The organism is Brevibacillus borstelensis (assembly GCF_036700025.1).
In the GTDB taxonomy this organism is placed as follows: Bacteria; Bacillota; Bacilli; order Brevibacillales; family Brevibacillaceae; genus Brevibacillus; species Brevibacillus borstelensis.
Genome location: NZ_CP144922.1, coordinates 2,488,439 through 2,503,538 on the forward strand (window position 1 = coordinate 2,488,439; position 15,100 = coordinate 2,503,538).

Here is a 15,100-nt window from a genome sequence, read left to right on the forward strand (position 1 = left end):
TCCTGTGGATAAAATCGAAGGGGATCAATTCCGTGAGACAAACGGCCATTGCCACTCTGACGGCATGGGGAGTTTTGCTGACGGGATGCGGTGCAGCAGCGCCGCAAACCGAACAATCCCAGCCTGTTCCAAGCAGCGAGCGACTAAGCAGCAAGCACCCAAGCAGCGAACAATCAGCGATTCCGGCACCGCGGCTGGCCTTGCATACAAATACAGCCAGACCCGCTCAAGCGATGCTGGATATTCCCGTTATCGCGCAAAATCCGGAATTAAAGAACGGCTGCGAGGTGACGAGCTTGGCGATGCTGCTGCAGCATGCCGGTCATTCCGTAGATAAAATGACACTGGCCCGGCAAGTTAAAAAGGACCCGGAACGGATCGTTCAGCAAAATGGCGATATCAAAAAATGGGGGGATCCGGCTGAAGGTTTTGTCGGGGATATGACAGGAAAGAAAAAAGGCTTTGCCGTCTACAATAAACCGCTGGAGGAACTGCTTCGGCATTATATGGGGGAGCGGACGGTCAATCTGACTGGAGAAAGCTACGAGACGCTGCTGGACAGTGTAGCCGCAGGGTATCCCGTAGTCATATGGGCGACCGGAGACTTTACGCCGCCGACTGAGTGGGAGTACTGGGACAGCGACGGCAAACAGATCGTGGTTCCTTTTGACGAGCATGCCGTACTGCTGGTCGGATACGATGAGACTTACGCCTATGTCAACGATCCGCTGACAGTAAAAAAACAGCGGAGAGTAGCTCACCAGGCGCTGAAGAACAGTTGGGAAGCATTGGGAAAACAAGCGGTCACCTATCGGTAAAAATAGGGAGGACAAGGACAAACAGCGAAAAACAGCGGCCCGCGGTGAAAAGTTGTGTGCGGTGACGAGGGAAGGGTCTTAAAAACGATAAGCGGGGAAAAACCGGATTTTTTCGCAGATTATTGTTCAAAACGCATTTTGCCAGAAGGGAATGTTTCCTTGTATCGTTAGAATGTCTTAACTGATCAAACTTGATGGGAACCAAAGGGGATTGTACATGTTAGCACAAGAAATGGGTGTCATTTTCACGAAGCACGTGGGGCACATGACCGCCAAGCGCTGGACTGACTTTATCCAGCAGTTGGAGAGCAAGGGGCTGTACGTCGTGATCGAGACAGACACAAACGGGCGAGTGATGAGCCCTCTCGGCGGCCTGATGCCAATGCCATGCAAAAGTGAGACGCTCCAAATTTTCACGTCCGACGAGCTGCAGCAGCGGGGGTTGCCCGTCGGCCATCACATCGTCACAAAGAGCAAGGCAAGCGGAAACCTGACGACGTAAGACCGCAAGCCAAACAAAATCGACAAGAACGAACCTTTCTTCACCGAGAGTCGGCTGGGGAAAGGTTTTTTTGCGCTCAAAAGAAAGCGTTTACTCCATAAAAATATCCTTGCCAACAGAAAAAAATAATCAGGTAGTTCAAATTACATAAAAAAGAAAAGGAATTAGGTAAAAATTAGCGAATAATTAGGGATAATGGAGCTATTTGTCAAAAGGACTCTTTGTGAATAGTGAGTCTATTTACCTAAATAGATGATCGGGCTGGTTGTACAACCAGCTGGCGTGTCCGTTTGAAGAGGGTGCAGGGTACGATCATTTTAATCAAACATGTAAGGAAGGTAAGACGATGGAGAGCATAGCAGAATTTATTGAAAATCGACGATTCTACCACGTATTCCAGCCGATTTGTCACCTTCCGGAAAAAAAGGTTATAGGATATGAAGCGCTGATTCGCAGCGTATCCCCTATCGGCCCTGAAGCATTGTTCCAAAAGGCGACTGAACAGAATAAGTTATTTGAATTGGATACCCTGTCTATTTCACAGGCATTGACTGTTTTTTTCATGCCCCAGCAGAGGCAGGAAAAAAGAGAGTTTCTCTTTGTCAACATTTATCCGTCTACGATCGTGGAGGATCAGTTTCCGGCATTTATTGATGGCATCATGAGCAGGTTTCGTCCCAATCTGAGCAAAATTGTTCTGGAAATCAACGAATCCATCGTAGAGCGAAAAATATGGCTGAACCCGCTGTTTACGAGAAGAATCGCCATGCTTAGAAAGATCGGCTTCAAGATCGCGCTGGATGACGTCGGAGAAGGAGCGACAACCTTTCGCAAGATTGTCGAGATCTCCCCTGATTTTATTAAAATGGACAAGTTCTTTTCAGATGGCTTGGCCCATTCAGGAAAGAAACAAAAAATCGTACAGCTTTTGGTTGAGTACTGCCGGGATGAAGCTGAGCTTATTTTGGAAGGGATTGAGCGCGAGGAGGATTTTTGCTGCGCCGCGAGCCTCGGCGTAAAAACCGGTCAGGGCTACTACCTCGGGAAACCGGGACGACTGAATCGATATTCATGAAAAGTGTACATACTGGAGGAAATATGTGATGAGTGACAGAAACGTGTATTCCCGGAAAGCGACGCTTTCTCTACGAATCTCGGAATTCGAGGTTCCGCCGATGCAGGATCTCTTAATCGTAGGAAGAAAAGCCCCCATTGGGCCAGAGGCCGTCAGGCGGATGGCAGAGGCGCTTTCGCCGGAGCAATTTACTTTGGTGAAGATAGATCATCCGAGAATTGAGGCTGTCCTCATCCGAAATTCGCTGATGCAGATGCTGGATAGAGATGTGTTGATGAACATTATTCTGGAGGAAGCAGAAAACATGATCAGCGATTCGATGGTTCTTCGCTCTGAGTTGAAAATCGCTGTTTCTGTTCAGCGCGAGGTGGATCTGTCATGAAGGTCTCCGAAATCATGACTACTTCCGTTCACACCATTACGTCGGGAAGAAGTGTTTCCTATGCGGCGGAGCAAATGAATGAATGGAAGATCGGGTCGCTGATTGTAGTCGATCACGACCAGGTACAGGGAATCATCACTTCCCGGGATGTCCGATCATCCCATCCCAATCGGATCGTAGCAGATGCCATGACTCCCAATCCCGTCACGATCAGTCCCGATCACGACATTTGGGACGCCTATCGCATGCTCACGGAGAATCAGATTGAACGGATTCTCGTCATGGACAAGACAGAGATGAAGGGGCTGGTGACTCGCGAAGAAGTGATGCGAAAGCTGGCTGAGTTCATGGATTCGCATACAGGCTTGTACCGGGCTCCCTATATACAGTACATTGGAGAGGAGTTCCTCAAACAGCGTCAGCCGTTCCACCTGATTTTTGTGGACATAAACGATTTCGGTCGAATCAATAAAGAATACGGCCATCCATTTGGCGATGACGTGATTCGGACTTTATCTCAACGGCTTTCCGCGCTCGCCAAGGAGAAATACGACTATTTGTGCCGGTATGCTGGCGATGAATTTGTGCTGATATCGTTAGCGGATCAAGAGCAAGTAGAGGAATATCTCGAGGAGATCGGACGGCCAATGGTGCTTGAAGGAGTATCCATATCGGTTGCTGTCGGACATGTGGACGGATGCAAGGAGCCGGATTTTTTCAGCCATAGCTTAAAGGAGCTGCTGCGAAAGGTGAGTCTGATCTCGTCGTACAATAAACAGTTCAAGGAAGAATATGCGGCAAGTATAAACCGGTAGGGGCGGGGAGAGGAAGAGGGGATTCGATCTTTTTCAAGAAAATGGGCCTGTTTCTTTACATAGAAAACACCAATCCAAGGCAATGTTGCCTGACTTGCCAGCAACCTACGAAGGAAATTCCCGAGCCTTTTTCATATAATAGAACCATTCACGTACTATGCCTCCGGCTATTGATTCAATGGCTGGAGGATTTTTTTTGCTCGTGTGAACTCTGTATATTTACATAACTGGAAAATGGATGAAAAGTCGATTTGTTTCGCTATAATAAAAGAAAATGACCTAAGCCATATGGCCGAGGAGGATTGTAAGGTATGAAGCGCTTCAGATGGTTTCCGGGAAGCAACAAAGCCAGTTGGTCAATGTTTGTTTGGACCGCCGTGTTGGCTGTTGGACTTGGCTTCTTTTGCGTTCAACCAGCAACTGCGGAAGAAACAGCGAGTGAACTGGAGAGTCAGCTTCGTTTAACACCAGACTACAAGCAATATAATTACGAACAAGAGATTACAGCCATAGCCATGACGGAGAAAAAGGGCGATTTGGTCCAGGTCGAGATGTCCATCGACAATTACGGTGAGAAAGGAGAACGACTGGATATTCCTGTGAAAACCGAAGAGGTCGACGGCCAGTATGTCTCAAAGGGTGTCTTTTCGACGGGAAGTCGAATCACTTCTTATAAGCTCGTGTACAAAATCGTTATGGATGACGGAGAGCAAAAGTGGTTCGGACATGCGAGCAAAATGATCCAAGTTGACAATATGCCGCCCATGAATCCTTCTGTAGAGTCCATCTTTAAAATTGAGCAGAAGGAATATTATAAGGTAGGCGAGCCGATCAAGTTTACTGTCTATACACCCAATAAAGGTAAACTCGTATCCGAGCCGAAGTTTATGTTTTTCTTTAATTCTGTTGATCAATCACAGCCTGTAGAGGAATTGGAGACTGAGTTGGATCAAAAAAACAACCAGTACGTGACGACGGGGACGTTTACTCCAAAAATACCGGGAGTTTACAAGCCATTTTTCTTTGCGGGTATGGAGGACGAAGAGACAGGCGAGACAATTGAGGCCAGCGCCGTCACCGAGTTTACCGTCGAGGACCATGACAAGATACTTGTCTCTCTCAGTCCGGGCACAGCGACCATGAAAGCGGGAGACGAAATTTACCTGGTAGCCTACTACAAGATCGGCAAATGGGAGGATCATAAAATCTCCTGGAATTACAAGGCAGAGGAAATTACGCGGCAATACGACAAAAAGCGGGGAATCCAGAAGGTTGTGATCCGCTTTGTCCCCAAACGAAAAGGGACGTTTACGTTTGAAGTGAAGGTAGAACAAGAGGACGGCGAAAAGCGGGGAGCGGCGAGTGCGGTGATCCGCGTCACGGAATAGAAAAATGGAGTCGAAAAAGCACTGCACATCAAAATGAAGTGACCCCAAAAAGTTAGACAGTCATTTTAATTAAGCAGCAAGTAAGGTTTGAGTTCGGTATTGCACTGGACTCAAGCCTTTTAATTTTGCCTTGATTCGTTTGTTGTTGTAGTAATCGATGTATTTTGCTAACTCTTGTTTAAAATGTTCAATGTTTTCAAACTCCTGCATATATAAAAATTCCGATTTTAAGATACCAAAGAAGTTCTCCATTACAGCATTGTCATAACAGTTTCCTTTTCGTGACATACTCTGCGTAATGTTCTTTTCTTTTAATGCCTGTTGGTACTTGCTCATTTGGTAATGCCAGCCTTGATCCGAGTGAATAAGCAGCTCGTCTTCATCTGTTAGTCGTTTAAAAGCTTGGTCCAGCATCGTTGAAACAAGAGAATACCTTGGTTTTGAATCAATCGTATAGGCGACAATTTCTCCGTTAAATAAATCTAACATTGGCGATAAATAAAGCTTTTCGCCAAATAATTTAAACTCCGTAATATCCGTTACCCACTTCTGATTTGGCTTGTCTGCGTGGAAGTTGCGATCCAAAATATTCGGCGCCACCTTTCCAACTTCCCCTTTATAGGAGCGATATTTTTTCATCCGAACCATGCTTTTTAAGCCTAACTGTTTCATCAATCGCTGTACTTTTTTATGGTTTACCTGATGTCCTAGATTCTTGAGTTCATCCTTAATACGACGGTATCCGTAGCGTCCTTTATGTTCATGGTAAATCGCCTGAATTAATGTTTTTAATTCAGCATGTTTATCTGGACGGCTGAAAGTTTTTACATAGTAATAATACGTACTTCGTGGAATACCCGCGAGTTTAAGTAGCGCTTTTATAGGAAATTCGGTCCTTAGTTCAAATACTACTTGCGCTTTGTCTTGCTTTGTAATTTTTCCTTGCTTTGAACTAAGGCATTCAACTTTTTTAAGTAAGCATTCTCCATGCGTAAACGCTCTAATTCTTCCTGCAGTGCCTCGACTGATCCTTCAACAGGTGTTCCTTTCTTGTGTCTCTTCTTCATGGCTGGACGCCCCTTTTTCTTTGAAATGAGAGCGTCTATTCCTTGTGATTGAAATTGCATTCTCCATTTTCGAATCAATCCAGGAGAGGTGATTCGAAAAATGGCGGCTGTTTCATTCGGAGACGTCCCATAAGTATTCATATAATTGAGTACGTCTAGTTTAAACTGTACCGAGTAACTTGTATAGGATTTTACAAAGGCTTTTTCACCCTGATGCTCGTACTGCAACACCCAGTTTCTCACCATATAGTCAGATGCACCAATGGACGCTGCGATCGAAGCATAACTCTCCACACCTTCTAAGTATCGTTGAACCGCAGCTAACTTAACATCCCCACTAAATTTAGTCATAAAAAAACTGCACCCCCAACTGTTGAATATGTCCAACAATTGGGGTGCAGTTCAAAAGGAGCAGTGCTTTCTTTTTGCAAGGGCTTCGTGTTCCGACATGTTGTGTCAAATAGAGAGGAATTTTTTCAAAAAAGAGGAAAATCGTGTATAATGGTCGGGTAATCCCAAATACAGAGATGGTGGAGGTTTCACGAATGGATCGAAAGCGGCTTGAACCCATGGGAGTGGGGGGCTTATTGGACCGGAGCTTTTCGGTGTACCGCCAACATTTTACCACGTTTTTTCTGTTGGCACTAATCCTGTTTGCTCCGCTGCTGTTGCTGCAGGAGGTACTGCTCAATGACGTAGGCAGCATGCCGCTGTTGGTATCGGACGATGATTCGAGCAGTTTTGAAGAGTTTTTGCAAAACCGTTTTATCCAATCGGATGAGGCAATGACGGACGACATCGGGAAATTGCTGGTGTATTTGCTGTTGTGGCTGCCGCTGAGTATCCTGCTGGTCTATCCGCAGCTGCAGGGAGCGACGCTGCTTGTTACTCAGGCTGCTGTGTACGGGGAATCGATCTCGCTGAAGGCTTCTTTGAAGCAATCATTTGGAAGGTTCTGGCCGATGGCAGGAAGCACGGTCGTCTATATGTTGATTGCAATTGGCATTATGCTCGCGTTTGGCGTGGCTATTTTTCTATTGTCGATGCTGGGGATTGGCATTGGCAGCTTGTTTGAGTTTGACGACCCGAATCCGGTTGTCATCGTCATCTTCGCCATCTTGGCCTATCTGCTGTTTTTGGTCCTGATGATTCTGGTTCCCGGGTATTTTCTCCTGCGCTGGGCGTTTTTTCTGCCGGTTGTCCTGGTGGAACGCGACGGGATCGGGATCGGACGGAGCTGGAGGCTGACGAAGGGGAACTTCTGGCGGTTAGTCGGGCTGTACCTGGTGCTCATGGTCATTTATTCGATTTTTTCAGGGGGCATTCAGGCCCTTCTCATGGGTATATTCGGCATATCCGTTTTGGGACAGCTGTTGATGGTTCTGTTCACATGTCTGTTGACTCCGTGGATGATGATCGTTTACTCGCTTGCCTATCTCGATCTGAAAGTACGCCACGACGGAACGGATGTCGAAGCGCTGCTTCAGGAACAGACAGAACCGGCATTTACTGCCCCGGGGGCGGAAGATAGGCCATGATCGATTCGGAAATGCTTACCCAAGACAAGGAAAGGCTTGCGGACATTCTGGCCAGAGACGAATTTGGGGAAGTAAAAAAGCAGGGGAAGAGCTGGCTGGATGCCCTCTTCGAGGAAATCCTCGATACGATTGCCCGCATGCTGCAGTCGGCTGATGTCAGTCCGGGGACGGCAAGCGTGTTGTCAAAGGTTATCGTTGCCGCGGCTGTGATTGGCGTCATCGTTTTTCTTTTGATCTGGTGGCGGAGAATGGTCCGCAGGGGCCCGGCGGAGAACCAGTTGCTCGCCCGAGAAGAACGGATCCGCACGTATGCCGATTACTTGCGCGAGGCAAAAGAACGGGGACAAAAAGAAGACTGGCGCGAAGGTGTGCGCTATTCTTTTTTGGCTCTGCTCAGTTTTATGCAGGAGCGCTCTTGGGTTCGGATTGAGAGCTGGAAGACAAATTGGGAGTACCTCGATGAATTGCAGGCAAGGCAACCCGAGTGGGAAACGTTCTTCCGCACACATGCCCGTCTTTTTGAACAGGTTTGGTATGGAAGGGCCGAGCTTGCTCCGGCTGCTTTCTGGGAATCGCTGAGCGAATTGGAGAGGAGATTGCACGGGGAGGGAAAACATGACGAACGCCGCTAAATCAAGACTGGTTCTGGGAGCGGCGATCCTGCTTTTCTTAGTGGCGGGAATCATGCTGCTCAAACCGTCGAGCCAATCGTATTCTGCCTATGTCTCCTTTTCTCCCAACCCCAATGGAACGAAGGCAGTAATGGAGCTGCTGGGACAAAAACGTGAGGCAATCAAGGAATGGAGAAAACCGACGGGATTCCTTCCGGAAGGAACAAGCCAGGCCATGCTGCTTGTAGAACCATATAGCTTGCAGGAGGAAGAACAGGAAGAGCTCCTGCAATGGGTGGAAAAAGGGAATGACTTGCTCATCTTTCAAAGGGAGCCGGAAGGATGGGAGGATGCCGACCTAAGCGTCAGTCTGGTTGGAGGCTACGAGTCGGAACAACGGCGAGTAGAAAGCTCGCTGCTGAACAATCCCGGCTTCGGACAGGCAGATACGGAGTGGAGAATCGATCCTGCGGATGGAATGGAGCCGCTGCTCTCTGACCAGGAGGGGATTCTGGCGGGGCGGAGCCGGGTGGGAGAAGGGACAGTAAGCTTGTTTCTCGTCCCGGAGTGGCTCACGAACGGCAAGATAATGGAACATAACCACTTTGAATTGATCTGGCCGTACCTCCAGGGAGACTGGAGCGTTTTTTGGATAGATGAGTACCATCACGGCTATCAGCAGAGACCGGGAATCCTGGCGATCTATCCGGACTGGCTGATTGCCAGCCTGGCACAGCTCGCCATCGCTCTGCTGCTCTTTATCTGGTGGAAGGGGAAACGCTTTGGCCCCGTCTATACGCTTAGAGAATGGACAGTTCGTCGTGGAGATGAAACGCTTCTGGCGATTTCGAGCTGGTACGAACGGCGACGGCTGGCCAAGGACGCTCTGCAGATTCGGGAGGCGTACCTGCGTCAGTTGCTTGCGGACCGATGGGGATTGCACAAAGGCACGACCGATTACGAAATCGTCCGGGTAGCTGAAAGCCACTGGACAGCGCAAGAGGCCGGCAAGCTGAGCCACGCTCTCGCCCGGCTGGATGACGCAAAGAAAGACCGGCACTACACGGCGAAACGGCTGGTAGCCGACAGCCGGCTTTTAGATGATGTGACCAAGCGATTGGAAAAGGAGTGAAGCAAAACGTGCAGCAATTGCTACAGGAAATGGAGAAGCACGTATTCGGACAACGGCAAAATATCCGCCTGCTGATTACCGCCATGCTGGCTGGAGGCCATGTTCTGCTGGAGGGGGTGCCCGGCATCGGGAAAACCAAAATGGTCCGGACCCTTTCACGGCTGATTGGCGGTGAATACAGAAGGATTCAATTTACGCCTGACCTGATGCCGAGCGACATTGTCGGAAACGTCGTTTTCAATATGCAGCAAAACTCGTTCGAAACCCTTAAAGGACCGATTTTTTCCAATCTGCTGCTGGCGGACGAGATCAACCGTACCCCGCCAAAGACACAGGCAGCGCTGCTGGAAGCAATGGAAGAGCGCCAGGTGACGATACACGGGGTCACTTACGAGCTGCCGAATCCGTTTTTTGTCATGGCTACCCAAAACCCGGTTGAGTACGAGGGGACCTATGTATTGCCGGAAGCACAGTTGGACCGGTTTTTGTTCAAGCTGCAGGTAGATTATCCGTCACAGGAGCAGGAACTGGAGATATTGAAGCAGCATGTTCCGTTCTTTGCCGAAAAGAAGGAGAGCGAAACGGTCGTATGCGGAATCGAGGAGATTGTTTTGCAGCGGCAAAAGCTGGAGGACGTAGTGGTGGAGGAGCAAATTCTCGCCTACATCACGACGATCATCCGCAAGACGCGGGAGACAAAGAGACTATTGCTGGGAGCCAGTTCGCGTGCAGGCATCGCCGTACTCATGGCAAGCAAGGCATGGGCTTTGCTCGATAACCGGATGTATGTCACACCAGACGATGTCAAGGCTGTCGCCCGTCCAGCCCTCCGTCACCGGCTGATTGTGGCTCCACAAGTGGAATTGGAGGGGGGAAACAGTGACCACATCATCGACGAAACGCTCGCGGCCATTCCGGTCCCTCGTTAACAGGCTGCTGGAAAATGGCGTGCTGCCCACCAAGAGAATGATCATCCTGCTCGGGTGTGGTGCTGCAGTCGCTGCGGCAGGCTCGCTGGCCGGACTCGGTTATGCGCTTTTTTGGATGTACAACGCTTTGCTGCTGTTGGCGAGCATCGCCGACTGGTATACGATGCCCCGAGCAAAGAAGATCGCAGCGGTTCGCAGGCTGCCTGAGCAGACCGACATCGGCCAGGAACTGACGGTGTCAATCGAGCTGGAGAACCACAGCGGTCAACCGATCCTGTTCCGATTGCGAGACGATCTGCCCATCTCCTTTGACCGCCCGGAAGCGGTAGAGGGCATTCTGAAACAAAAGTATGAAACGGTATCGTACACAACGCGAGGAAACGAGCGGGGATTGTTTACGCTGTCCTATTTGTATTTGCGCTATCAGGGAAAAATCCGGCTGTGGGAAAAGCAGGCGAAAATCCCCTGTGAACAAAAGATCAAGGTGTATCCGGATCTCACCGCCGTCCGGGGCTATCTGCAGTCCCTTCAGGACAGCTTGATTGTGGACGGGAAAAAAATTCTCTTGCGTACGAGAAGCGGTACAGAATTTCATGCGATCCGCGAATATGTGCAGGATGATGATCCACGCTACATAAACTGGTCTGCCTCAGCGCGGAGCAGGCGTCTGATGACAAACCAATACCGTCCGGAACAAGGCAAAGTGCTGACGATTCTCCTGGACTGCGGGCGGATGATGGGCGTCGAGCTGGAAGGGAAGACGAAGCTGGATTTGACCATCGAATCGGCGCTCACCTTGGCTGCCGTTGCGTTGAAGCAGGGAGATCAAGTAGCGTTGCTCGCTTTTTCCCACGAAATCAAAACGTATGTGCCGCCTGGCCGCGGGCTCGCCCACCTGCATACGCTCGTCGAAGCGGTGTACGATCTGCAAAGCGATTTTGTCGAATCCAATCCTCTGCAGGCACTGGAGTACCTGCATCGGCAGCAGAAGCGGCGGAGTCTGATCGTCCTCTTCTCCGACATGGAGAATTACTTGCTGGAGGATCAATTGGGAGCATACCTGTGGAGACTGCGGCGAAGTCATTTGCTGCTGCTGCTCTCGCTGGCTGATCCGCTGCTGCATGAGTGGAGCAGGACGGAGACCAAAGACAGCCGTCTGGCGTACATCAAGGCGCTGGCGCAGCGCTTCTGGCTGGACCGCAAAGCGTTTCAACAAAAAATGATCGGCGCGGGCATCCAGGTACTGGACATTCCGGCCGATCAATTGACGCTGACTGTTGTAAACTCTTATTTGGACATCAAGTCGAGAGAAGCGCTCTGACCGCTGCTGCGGCGATGGCGGTACAATCCGTAGAGGTACCAGCCGGCCAAGGCGAGGAGCGTCAGCACGGCCACACTGTACTTCGCCTCCAAAGAGAGCGAAGACGGAGTAATGTACCCTTCGATGATCCCGGCGATGACAAACAGCGGCATCGTGCCCAGCAGCAACTGTGCGGATTCCTTCGCTGCCTGCAAAAACTGAAATTTGCGATGGTAAATGCCGGGTACAAGGAGCCGATAGCCCATGTGGAGTCCGGCTCCTCCGGCAATAAAGATGGCCGTCAGCTCGATCACGCCATGAGGCAGGATGTAAGCCCAGAAGGCATAGCTGCTGTCAGCCTGGCTGTAGACAGATGCCAACGCTCCGACCAACAGGCCGTTGAAAAGCAGCAGGTAAACGGGGAACACGCCGAGCGTAATGCCGCTGATAAAGGCCAGAAATGCCACCTTGATGTTATTCAGCATGATCGCGGTGGACATAAGCGGACTGTTGATGGCATCATGGCCTTCTCCCAGTCGGCTGGGATCGATTTGGGCAGCCATTCCCTCCGGCAGCACGTAATACAGATTCAATGGATCGACCATGACTGCTGCAAAGCCGGAAATTCCGCCAATGGCAAACAGGAGCCCGGCCAGGCCGATGAACCAGATTCGCTTGTGCACCAGCGAAAACAGATGGACCCAAAAAAAGCGGGACAGCTGCCCGAGACTGCTGGACTGCTGTTGATAAGCAATGTTGTGGGCCCGTGCTACCAGTTGGTTTAAATAGCGGGTCACCTCATCGTTTGGATGGTAGGTTCGGATATAAGCCAAATGGGCGGAAGCTTTTTTGTACAGAAGCGTCAGACGGTCTATTTCCACCGCCCCGATAGAACGGGGGCGCTTTTGAAAGTGCTCCAGCAAGCGGTCGAGCTCAGCCCAGGTTGCTTTGTGCGCCTGCCAAAATGATGTCAGATTCACGAAAAGGGCCTCCTTTCAATTTTTTCATAAAGAGTGTAGTGTACAGGAAGGGTGAAGCACCGGCATGAATGAACAACACATACCAAACCAGGCGGGACGAGAAGTTGCCATCGTCACACCGGAGCACGTCCAGCTAAGGTTTCAGACAGCCGGTCTCGGTAGCAGGGCGGCTGCTCATCTGATCGATACAGGGCTGCTTCTCTTGGTTAATATTACTGTATTTATTTTGTTTGGCATAGTTGTTTTTGGAAATGGAGAGGATATTTTCCTGGAGTCGGAGAGCTATGCGATTGCCATTATAATGATCGCGCTGTTCCTGTTCAACTTTGGCTACTTCTTTGTCTGGGAATACTTTCGAGCCGGTCAGACGCCTGGCAAAAAATGGATGAAAATCCGTGTGATTCAGGAGAATGGTCAATCACTAACGTTTTTGTCAGCGGTGATCCGCAATCTGTTTCGGATTATTGACAGCCTGCCGACCGGCTACTTGCTGGGAAGCATCGTTTCGTTTTTTCATCCGCGAGACAAGCGGATCGGCGACCTGGTGGCAGGGACGATCGTTGTGGTCGAGGAAGGCGCGGCCCGTACCCGTTTTCGCGGACGATGGGGCAGACAGGTGGAGAGATGGAAGGCGGAAGCCCCGCCGGTACTGCTCGACGAGCGGCAAAAGCGGGCCATTACACGTGAGGACTGGAACCTGCTGGCAACCTTCGTAGACAGACTTCCCTCTTTGTCTGAGGGGAAACGGATTGAACTGGCCATGCAGATTGTTCGCCGCATCTGCACGCGGATCGATTGGCCGGATGGACAGGCGGCGGAAGCGCATCCGGTCGGGTTTGTCCTGCGGCTTCATGAGCAGCTCAAGCATGAATGGATGATCGGAAGATAAAGATCAGGACGATGGTCCTGATCTTTTGCGCAAAGAGGTGTCGAAAATTGTTTTATGATATAATAAAACCTCATTCTTTGTCACACGAAAGGAGGGGGAACTGATGAGCGACAAAATTTTGTCCGCATCGTCGTCACCATCCACAACGTTACATGCTCCCGATCAAAGCAAGCAGGGAAGACGGAAGCGCAACGGTTTGTTTAAAAGCTTGTTTCAAACGCTAGCGCCCCGCTCGGAGGAGAAACGCTCAGCCGTTCCAATCGTCCTGGCTGTTGTGCTGTGGGGAGGGCTGGCTTGGGCCGGGTACGCTTTTGCCGTACATACATTGGACAAGCAGCAGCAGCTGGTCAGCCAGCAAATTCAGGCGATACAGACGCAGAACGCTCAGCAAATGAAGGCGATGGAGGAGCAGATCGCACTGGTTCAAGATGAGATGAAGCAGGTCCAAAGCGGGCTTTCCAACATCGAGGAGGAGCTGCAGCTCACTGGAGAGACGCTCGGCGGAAGCAATAAGACGAAGCAGGCCCTGCAGGATCGGATCGATCAATTGAACAAACAGCTGGTCGATTTGAAAGCTTCGCTGAAAAAACTGGAGGATGCGGCTCGTGCTTGGTAAGATCCATCGCTTCTTTGCGTTTCTGCTCGCTCCAGCTGTCGGCTTTTTGCTGGCGTTCTCCCAGGCCAATCCGGTAGACAAGCTGCCTTACGAAGGGTTGGCATTATCAGCAAAGGCCGCGAACGAGCAGGTGGCCATGCTGCAGGAGCAAATGAACGAGACGAAAGATCTGCTTCGCAATACGGAACTCCTGATCGAAGACATCCGCGAGCAAGCCACCAAAGAAAAAGAAGAGTACGAGAAGCAGAACCAATCGATCCACAACCTCCTGGAGGCCAGCAAGTCGCAAACGCAAAAATCGGCGGACGTCTTGGACAAGCTCCTGGCCAACATGCTCGGCAACCCGATTGGCCAAACCTTTGGCAAAAATGCAACGGTCAAGGTCTACTCCCTGGAGGAAGCAGGCTATCGGGGGTACATGGCCAAAGTCCGCTTAAACAATCCAAATGCCCTCAAGATGGTGCTCGCGGGCGATTCGGTCAAAAGTCGCGGAGAGACGACGAGTCACGCAGCCCGACGGACTGGCGCCATACTGGCGATCAATGCAGGGGGCTTTATGAGCAAAGGCGGATATTTGACGCCGATTGGCACAACGGTCGTTGACGGCAAGATTCGCACGTTTTCCAATAATACGGATTTGAGCTTCGTCGGCTTTAACAAAAACGGGCGACTGGTGGGAGGAAAGATTTCCTCTCAGGCTGAAATTACCAAGAAGGGCATTTTGCAAGGGGCCAGCTTCCTGCCGACCCTGCTCCAAAACGGCAAGCGGATGACGATACCGAAGCAATGGGCGAATACACGTCAGCCGCGGACACTGATTGGTCACTTTGACAATGGCGACTTGCTGCTGATCGTCATCGACGGCCGGCGCAAGGGGTGGAGCAACGGCGTAACCTTGGAAGAGGCTCAGCGGAAGCTGCAGGAGTTTCACGTCGTGGATGCCTATAATCTGGACGGCGGCGGCTCCAGTGCCTTCTTCTACAACGGCAAGCTGCTGAACCGTCCATCCGGAGGCAAAGAGCGGCCGGTATCTAGCAATTTGGTCATCTTGCCGTAAC

General features: G+C 50.4%; 16 protein-coding genes. 14 read left to right on the forward strand and 2 right to left on the reverse strand.

From position 1 onward, the window contains the following. Positions 1 to 32: 32 nt before the first annotated feature. The 6 genes from V5G20_RS11655 (at position 33) to V5G20_RS11680 (ending at position 4,980) form a co-directional block, all read left to right on the forward strand. Entirely contained in the window at positions 33 to 818 is a 786-nt protein-coding gene (locus V5G20_RS11655; RefSeq protein WP_051925549.1) for a C39 family peptidase, read from the forward strand. A gap of 217 nt (positions 819 to 1,035) precedes the next feature. Continuing rightward, on the forward strand, positions 1,036 to 1,320 hold the full coding sequence (locus V5G20_RS11660) for a hypothetical protein (protein WP_003386104.1): 285 nt from the start codon (positions 1,036 to 1,038) through the stop codon (positions 1,318 to 1,320). Between the two features lie 346 nt (positions 1,321 to 1,666). After that, positions 1,667 to 2,395: an EAL domain-containing protein gene (locus V5G20_RS11665; protein ID WP_003386103.1), complete on the forward strand. Its 729-nt coding sequence runs from the start codon at positions 1,667 to 1,669 to the stop codon at positions 2,393 to 2,395. A 28-nt stretch (positions 2,396 to 2,423) separates the two neighbouring features. Further along, on the forward strand, positions 2,424 to 2,777 hold the full coding sequence (locus tag V5G20_RS11670; protein ID WP_003386102.1) for a hypothetical protein: 354 nt from the start codon (positions 2,424 to 2,426) through the stop codon (positions 2,775 to 2,777). Further along, positions 2,774 to 3,592: a CBS domain-containing protein gene (locus V5G20_RS11675; protein WP_003386101.1), complete on the forward strand. Its 819-nt coding sequence runs from the start codon at positions 2,774 to 2,776 to the stop codon at positions 3,590 to 3,592. The genes V5G20_RS11670 and V5G20_RS11675 overlap by 4 nt, the downstream gene beginning before the upstream one ends. A gap of 311 nt (positions 3,593 to 3,903) precedes the next feature. Continuing rightward, positions 3,904 to 4,980 (forward strand): hypothetical protein, encoded by a 1,077-nt coding sequence (locus V5G20_RS11680; protein ID WP_031932941.1) that lies wholly within the window; start codon positions 3,904 to 3,906, stop codon positions 4,978 to 4,980. 69 nt (positions 4,981 to 5,049) lie between these two features. On the opposite strand, the gene V5G20_RS11685 is transcribed toward V5G20_RS11680, so the two are convergent. Next, positions 5,050 to 6,398, reverse strand: a protein-coding gene (locus tag V5G20_RS11685; protein ID WP_155808037.1) for an IS3 family transposase whose coding sequence is annotated in 2 segments (ribosomal slippage) — positions 5,050 to 5,954 and positions 5,954 to 6,398 — 1,350 coding nt in all. Because the reading frame shifts where the segments join, the coding sequence is not laid out codon by codon here. 194 nt (positions 6,399 to 6,592) lie between these two features. On the opposite strand from V5G20_RS11685, the gene V5G20_RS11690 reads away from it, so the two are divergent. The 5 genes from V5G20_RS11690 to V5G20_RS11710 are packed head-to-tail and all read left to right on the forward strand — an operon-like array spanning position 6,593 to position 11,578. Further along, positions 6,593 to 7,585, forward strand: a complete 993-nt coding sequence (locus V5G20_RS11690) for a hypothetical protein (RefSeq protein WP_003386097.1) — start codon at positions 6,593 to 6,595, stop codon at positions 7,583 to 7,585. Then, positions 7,582 to 8,217 carry a DUF4129 domain-containing protein gene (locus V5G20_RS11695; protein WP_003386095.1) on the forward strand — a complete coding sequence of 212 codons (636 nt, stop codon included), beginning with the start codon at positions 7,582 to 7,584 and terminating at the stop codon, positions 8,215 to 8,217. The genes V5G20_RS11690 and V5G20_RS11695 overlap by 4 nt, the downstream gene beginning before the upstream one ends. After that, the gene (locus V5G20_RS11700; RefSeq protein ID WP_003386094.1) at positions 8,201 to 9,328 is read left to right on the forward strand and encodes a DUF4350 domain-containing protein; all 1,128 of its coding nucleotides are present in this window, start codon (positions 8,201 to 8,203) and stop codon (positions 9,326 to 9,328) included. Before V5G20_RS11695 ends, V5G20_RS11700 begins: the two co-directional genes overlap by 17 nt. Before the next feature lie 8 nt (positions 9,329 to 9,336). Beyond that, complete coding sequence (locus V5G20_RS11705) at positions 9,337 to 10,257, forward strand: AAA family ATPase (protein WP_003386093.1); 921 nt, start codon at positions 9,337 to 9,339, stop codon at positions 10,255 to 10,257. Beyond that, entirely contained in the window at positions 10,208 to 11,578 is a 1,371-nt protein-coding gene (locus V5G20_RS11710) for a DUF58 domain-containing protein (RefSeq protein ID WP_024982964.1), read from the forward strand. Before V5G20_RS11705 ends, V5G20_RS11710 begins: the two co-directional genes overlap by 50 nt. On the opposite strand, the gene V5G20_RS11715 is transcribed toward V5G20_RS11710, so the two are convergent. Next, a complete protein-coding gene (locus V5G20_RS11715) occupies positions 11,545 to 12,537 on the reverse strand; it encodes a stage II sporulation protein M (protein WP_031932938.1) in 993 nt (330 codons plus the stop codon). The genes V5G20_RS11710 and V5G20_RS11715 overlap by 34 nt on opposite strands. A 64-nt stretch (positions 12,538 to 12,601) precedes the next feature. Here V5G20_RS11715 and V5G20_RS11720 point away from each other — a divergent pair, with 64 nt between their 5' ends. From V5G20_RS11720 to V5G20_RS11730, 3 genes are all read left to right on the forward strand, one after another. Further along, positions 12,602 to 13,426 (forward strand): RDD family protein, encoded by an 825-nt coding sequence (locus V5G20_RS11720; protein WP_003386090.1) that lies wholly within the window; start codon positions 12,602 to 12,604, stop codon positions 13,424 to 13,426. A 103-nt stretch (positions 13,427 to 13,529) separates the two neighbouring features. Continuing rightward, positions 13,530 to 14,042: a hypothetical protein gene (locus V5G20_RS11725; protein ID WP_003386089.1), complete on the forward strand. Its 513-nt coding sequence runs from the start codon at positions 13,530 to 13,532 to the stop codon at positions 14,040 to 14,042. Then, complete coding sequence (locus V5G20_RS11730) at positions 14,032 to 15,099, forward strand: phosphodiester glycosidase family protein (protein ID WP_170208355.1); 1,068 nt, start codon at positions 14,032 to 14,034, stop codon at positions 15,097 to 15,099. The genes V5G20_RS11725 and V5G20_RS11730 overlap by 11 nt, the downstream gene beginning before the upstream one ends. Position 15,100: the final 1 nt, after the last annotated feature.

Bases quoted from the DNA above. Each gene is read 5' to 3' on its own strand.
- V5G20_RS11665 (WP_003386103.1), top strand. From the start codon at position 1,667: ATGGAGAGCATAGCAGAATTTATTGAAAATCGACGATTCTACCACGTA.
- V5G20_RS11680 (WP_031932941.1), top strand. From the start codon at position 3,904: ATGAAGCGCTTCAGATGGTTTCCGGGAAGCAACAAAGCCAGTTGGTCA.
- V5G20_RS11725 (WP_003386089.1), top strand. From the start codon at position 13,530: ATGAGCGACAAAATTTTGTCCGCATCGTCGTCACCATCCACAACGTTA.
- V5G20_RS11675 (WP_003386101.1), top strand. From the start codon at position 2,774: ATGAAGGTCTCCGAAATCATGACTACTTCCGTTCACACCATTACGTCG.
- V5G20_RS11695 (WP_003386095.1), top strand. From the start codon at position 7,582: ATGATCGATTCGGAAATGCTTACCCAAGACAAGGAAAGGCTTGCGGAC.
- V5G20_RS11700 (WP_003386094.1), top strand. From the start codon at position 8,201: ATGACGAACGCCGCTAAATCAAGACTGGTTCTGGGAGCGGCGATCCTG.
- V5G20_RS11660 (WP_003386104.1), top strand. From the start codon at position 1,036: ATGTTAGCACAAGAAATGGGTGTCATTTTCACGAAGCACGTGGGGCAC.
- V5G20_RS11690 (WP_003386097.1), top strand. From the start codon at position 6,593: ATGGATCGAAAGCGGCTTGAACCCATGGGAGTGGGGGGCTTATTGGAC.
- V5G20_RS11720 (WP_003386090.1), top strand. From the start codon at position 12,602: ATGAATGAACAACACATACCAAACCAGGCGGGACGAGAAGTTGCCATC.
- V5G20_RS11670 (WP_003386102.1), top strand. From the start codon at position 2,424: ATGAGTGACAGAAACGTGTATTCCCGGAAAGCGACGCTTTCTCTACGA.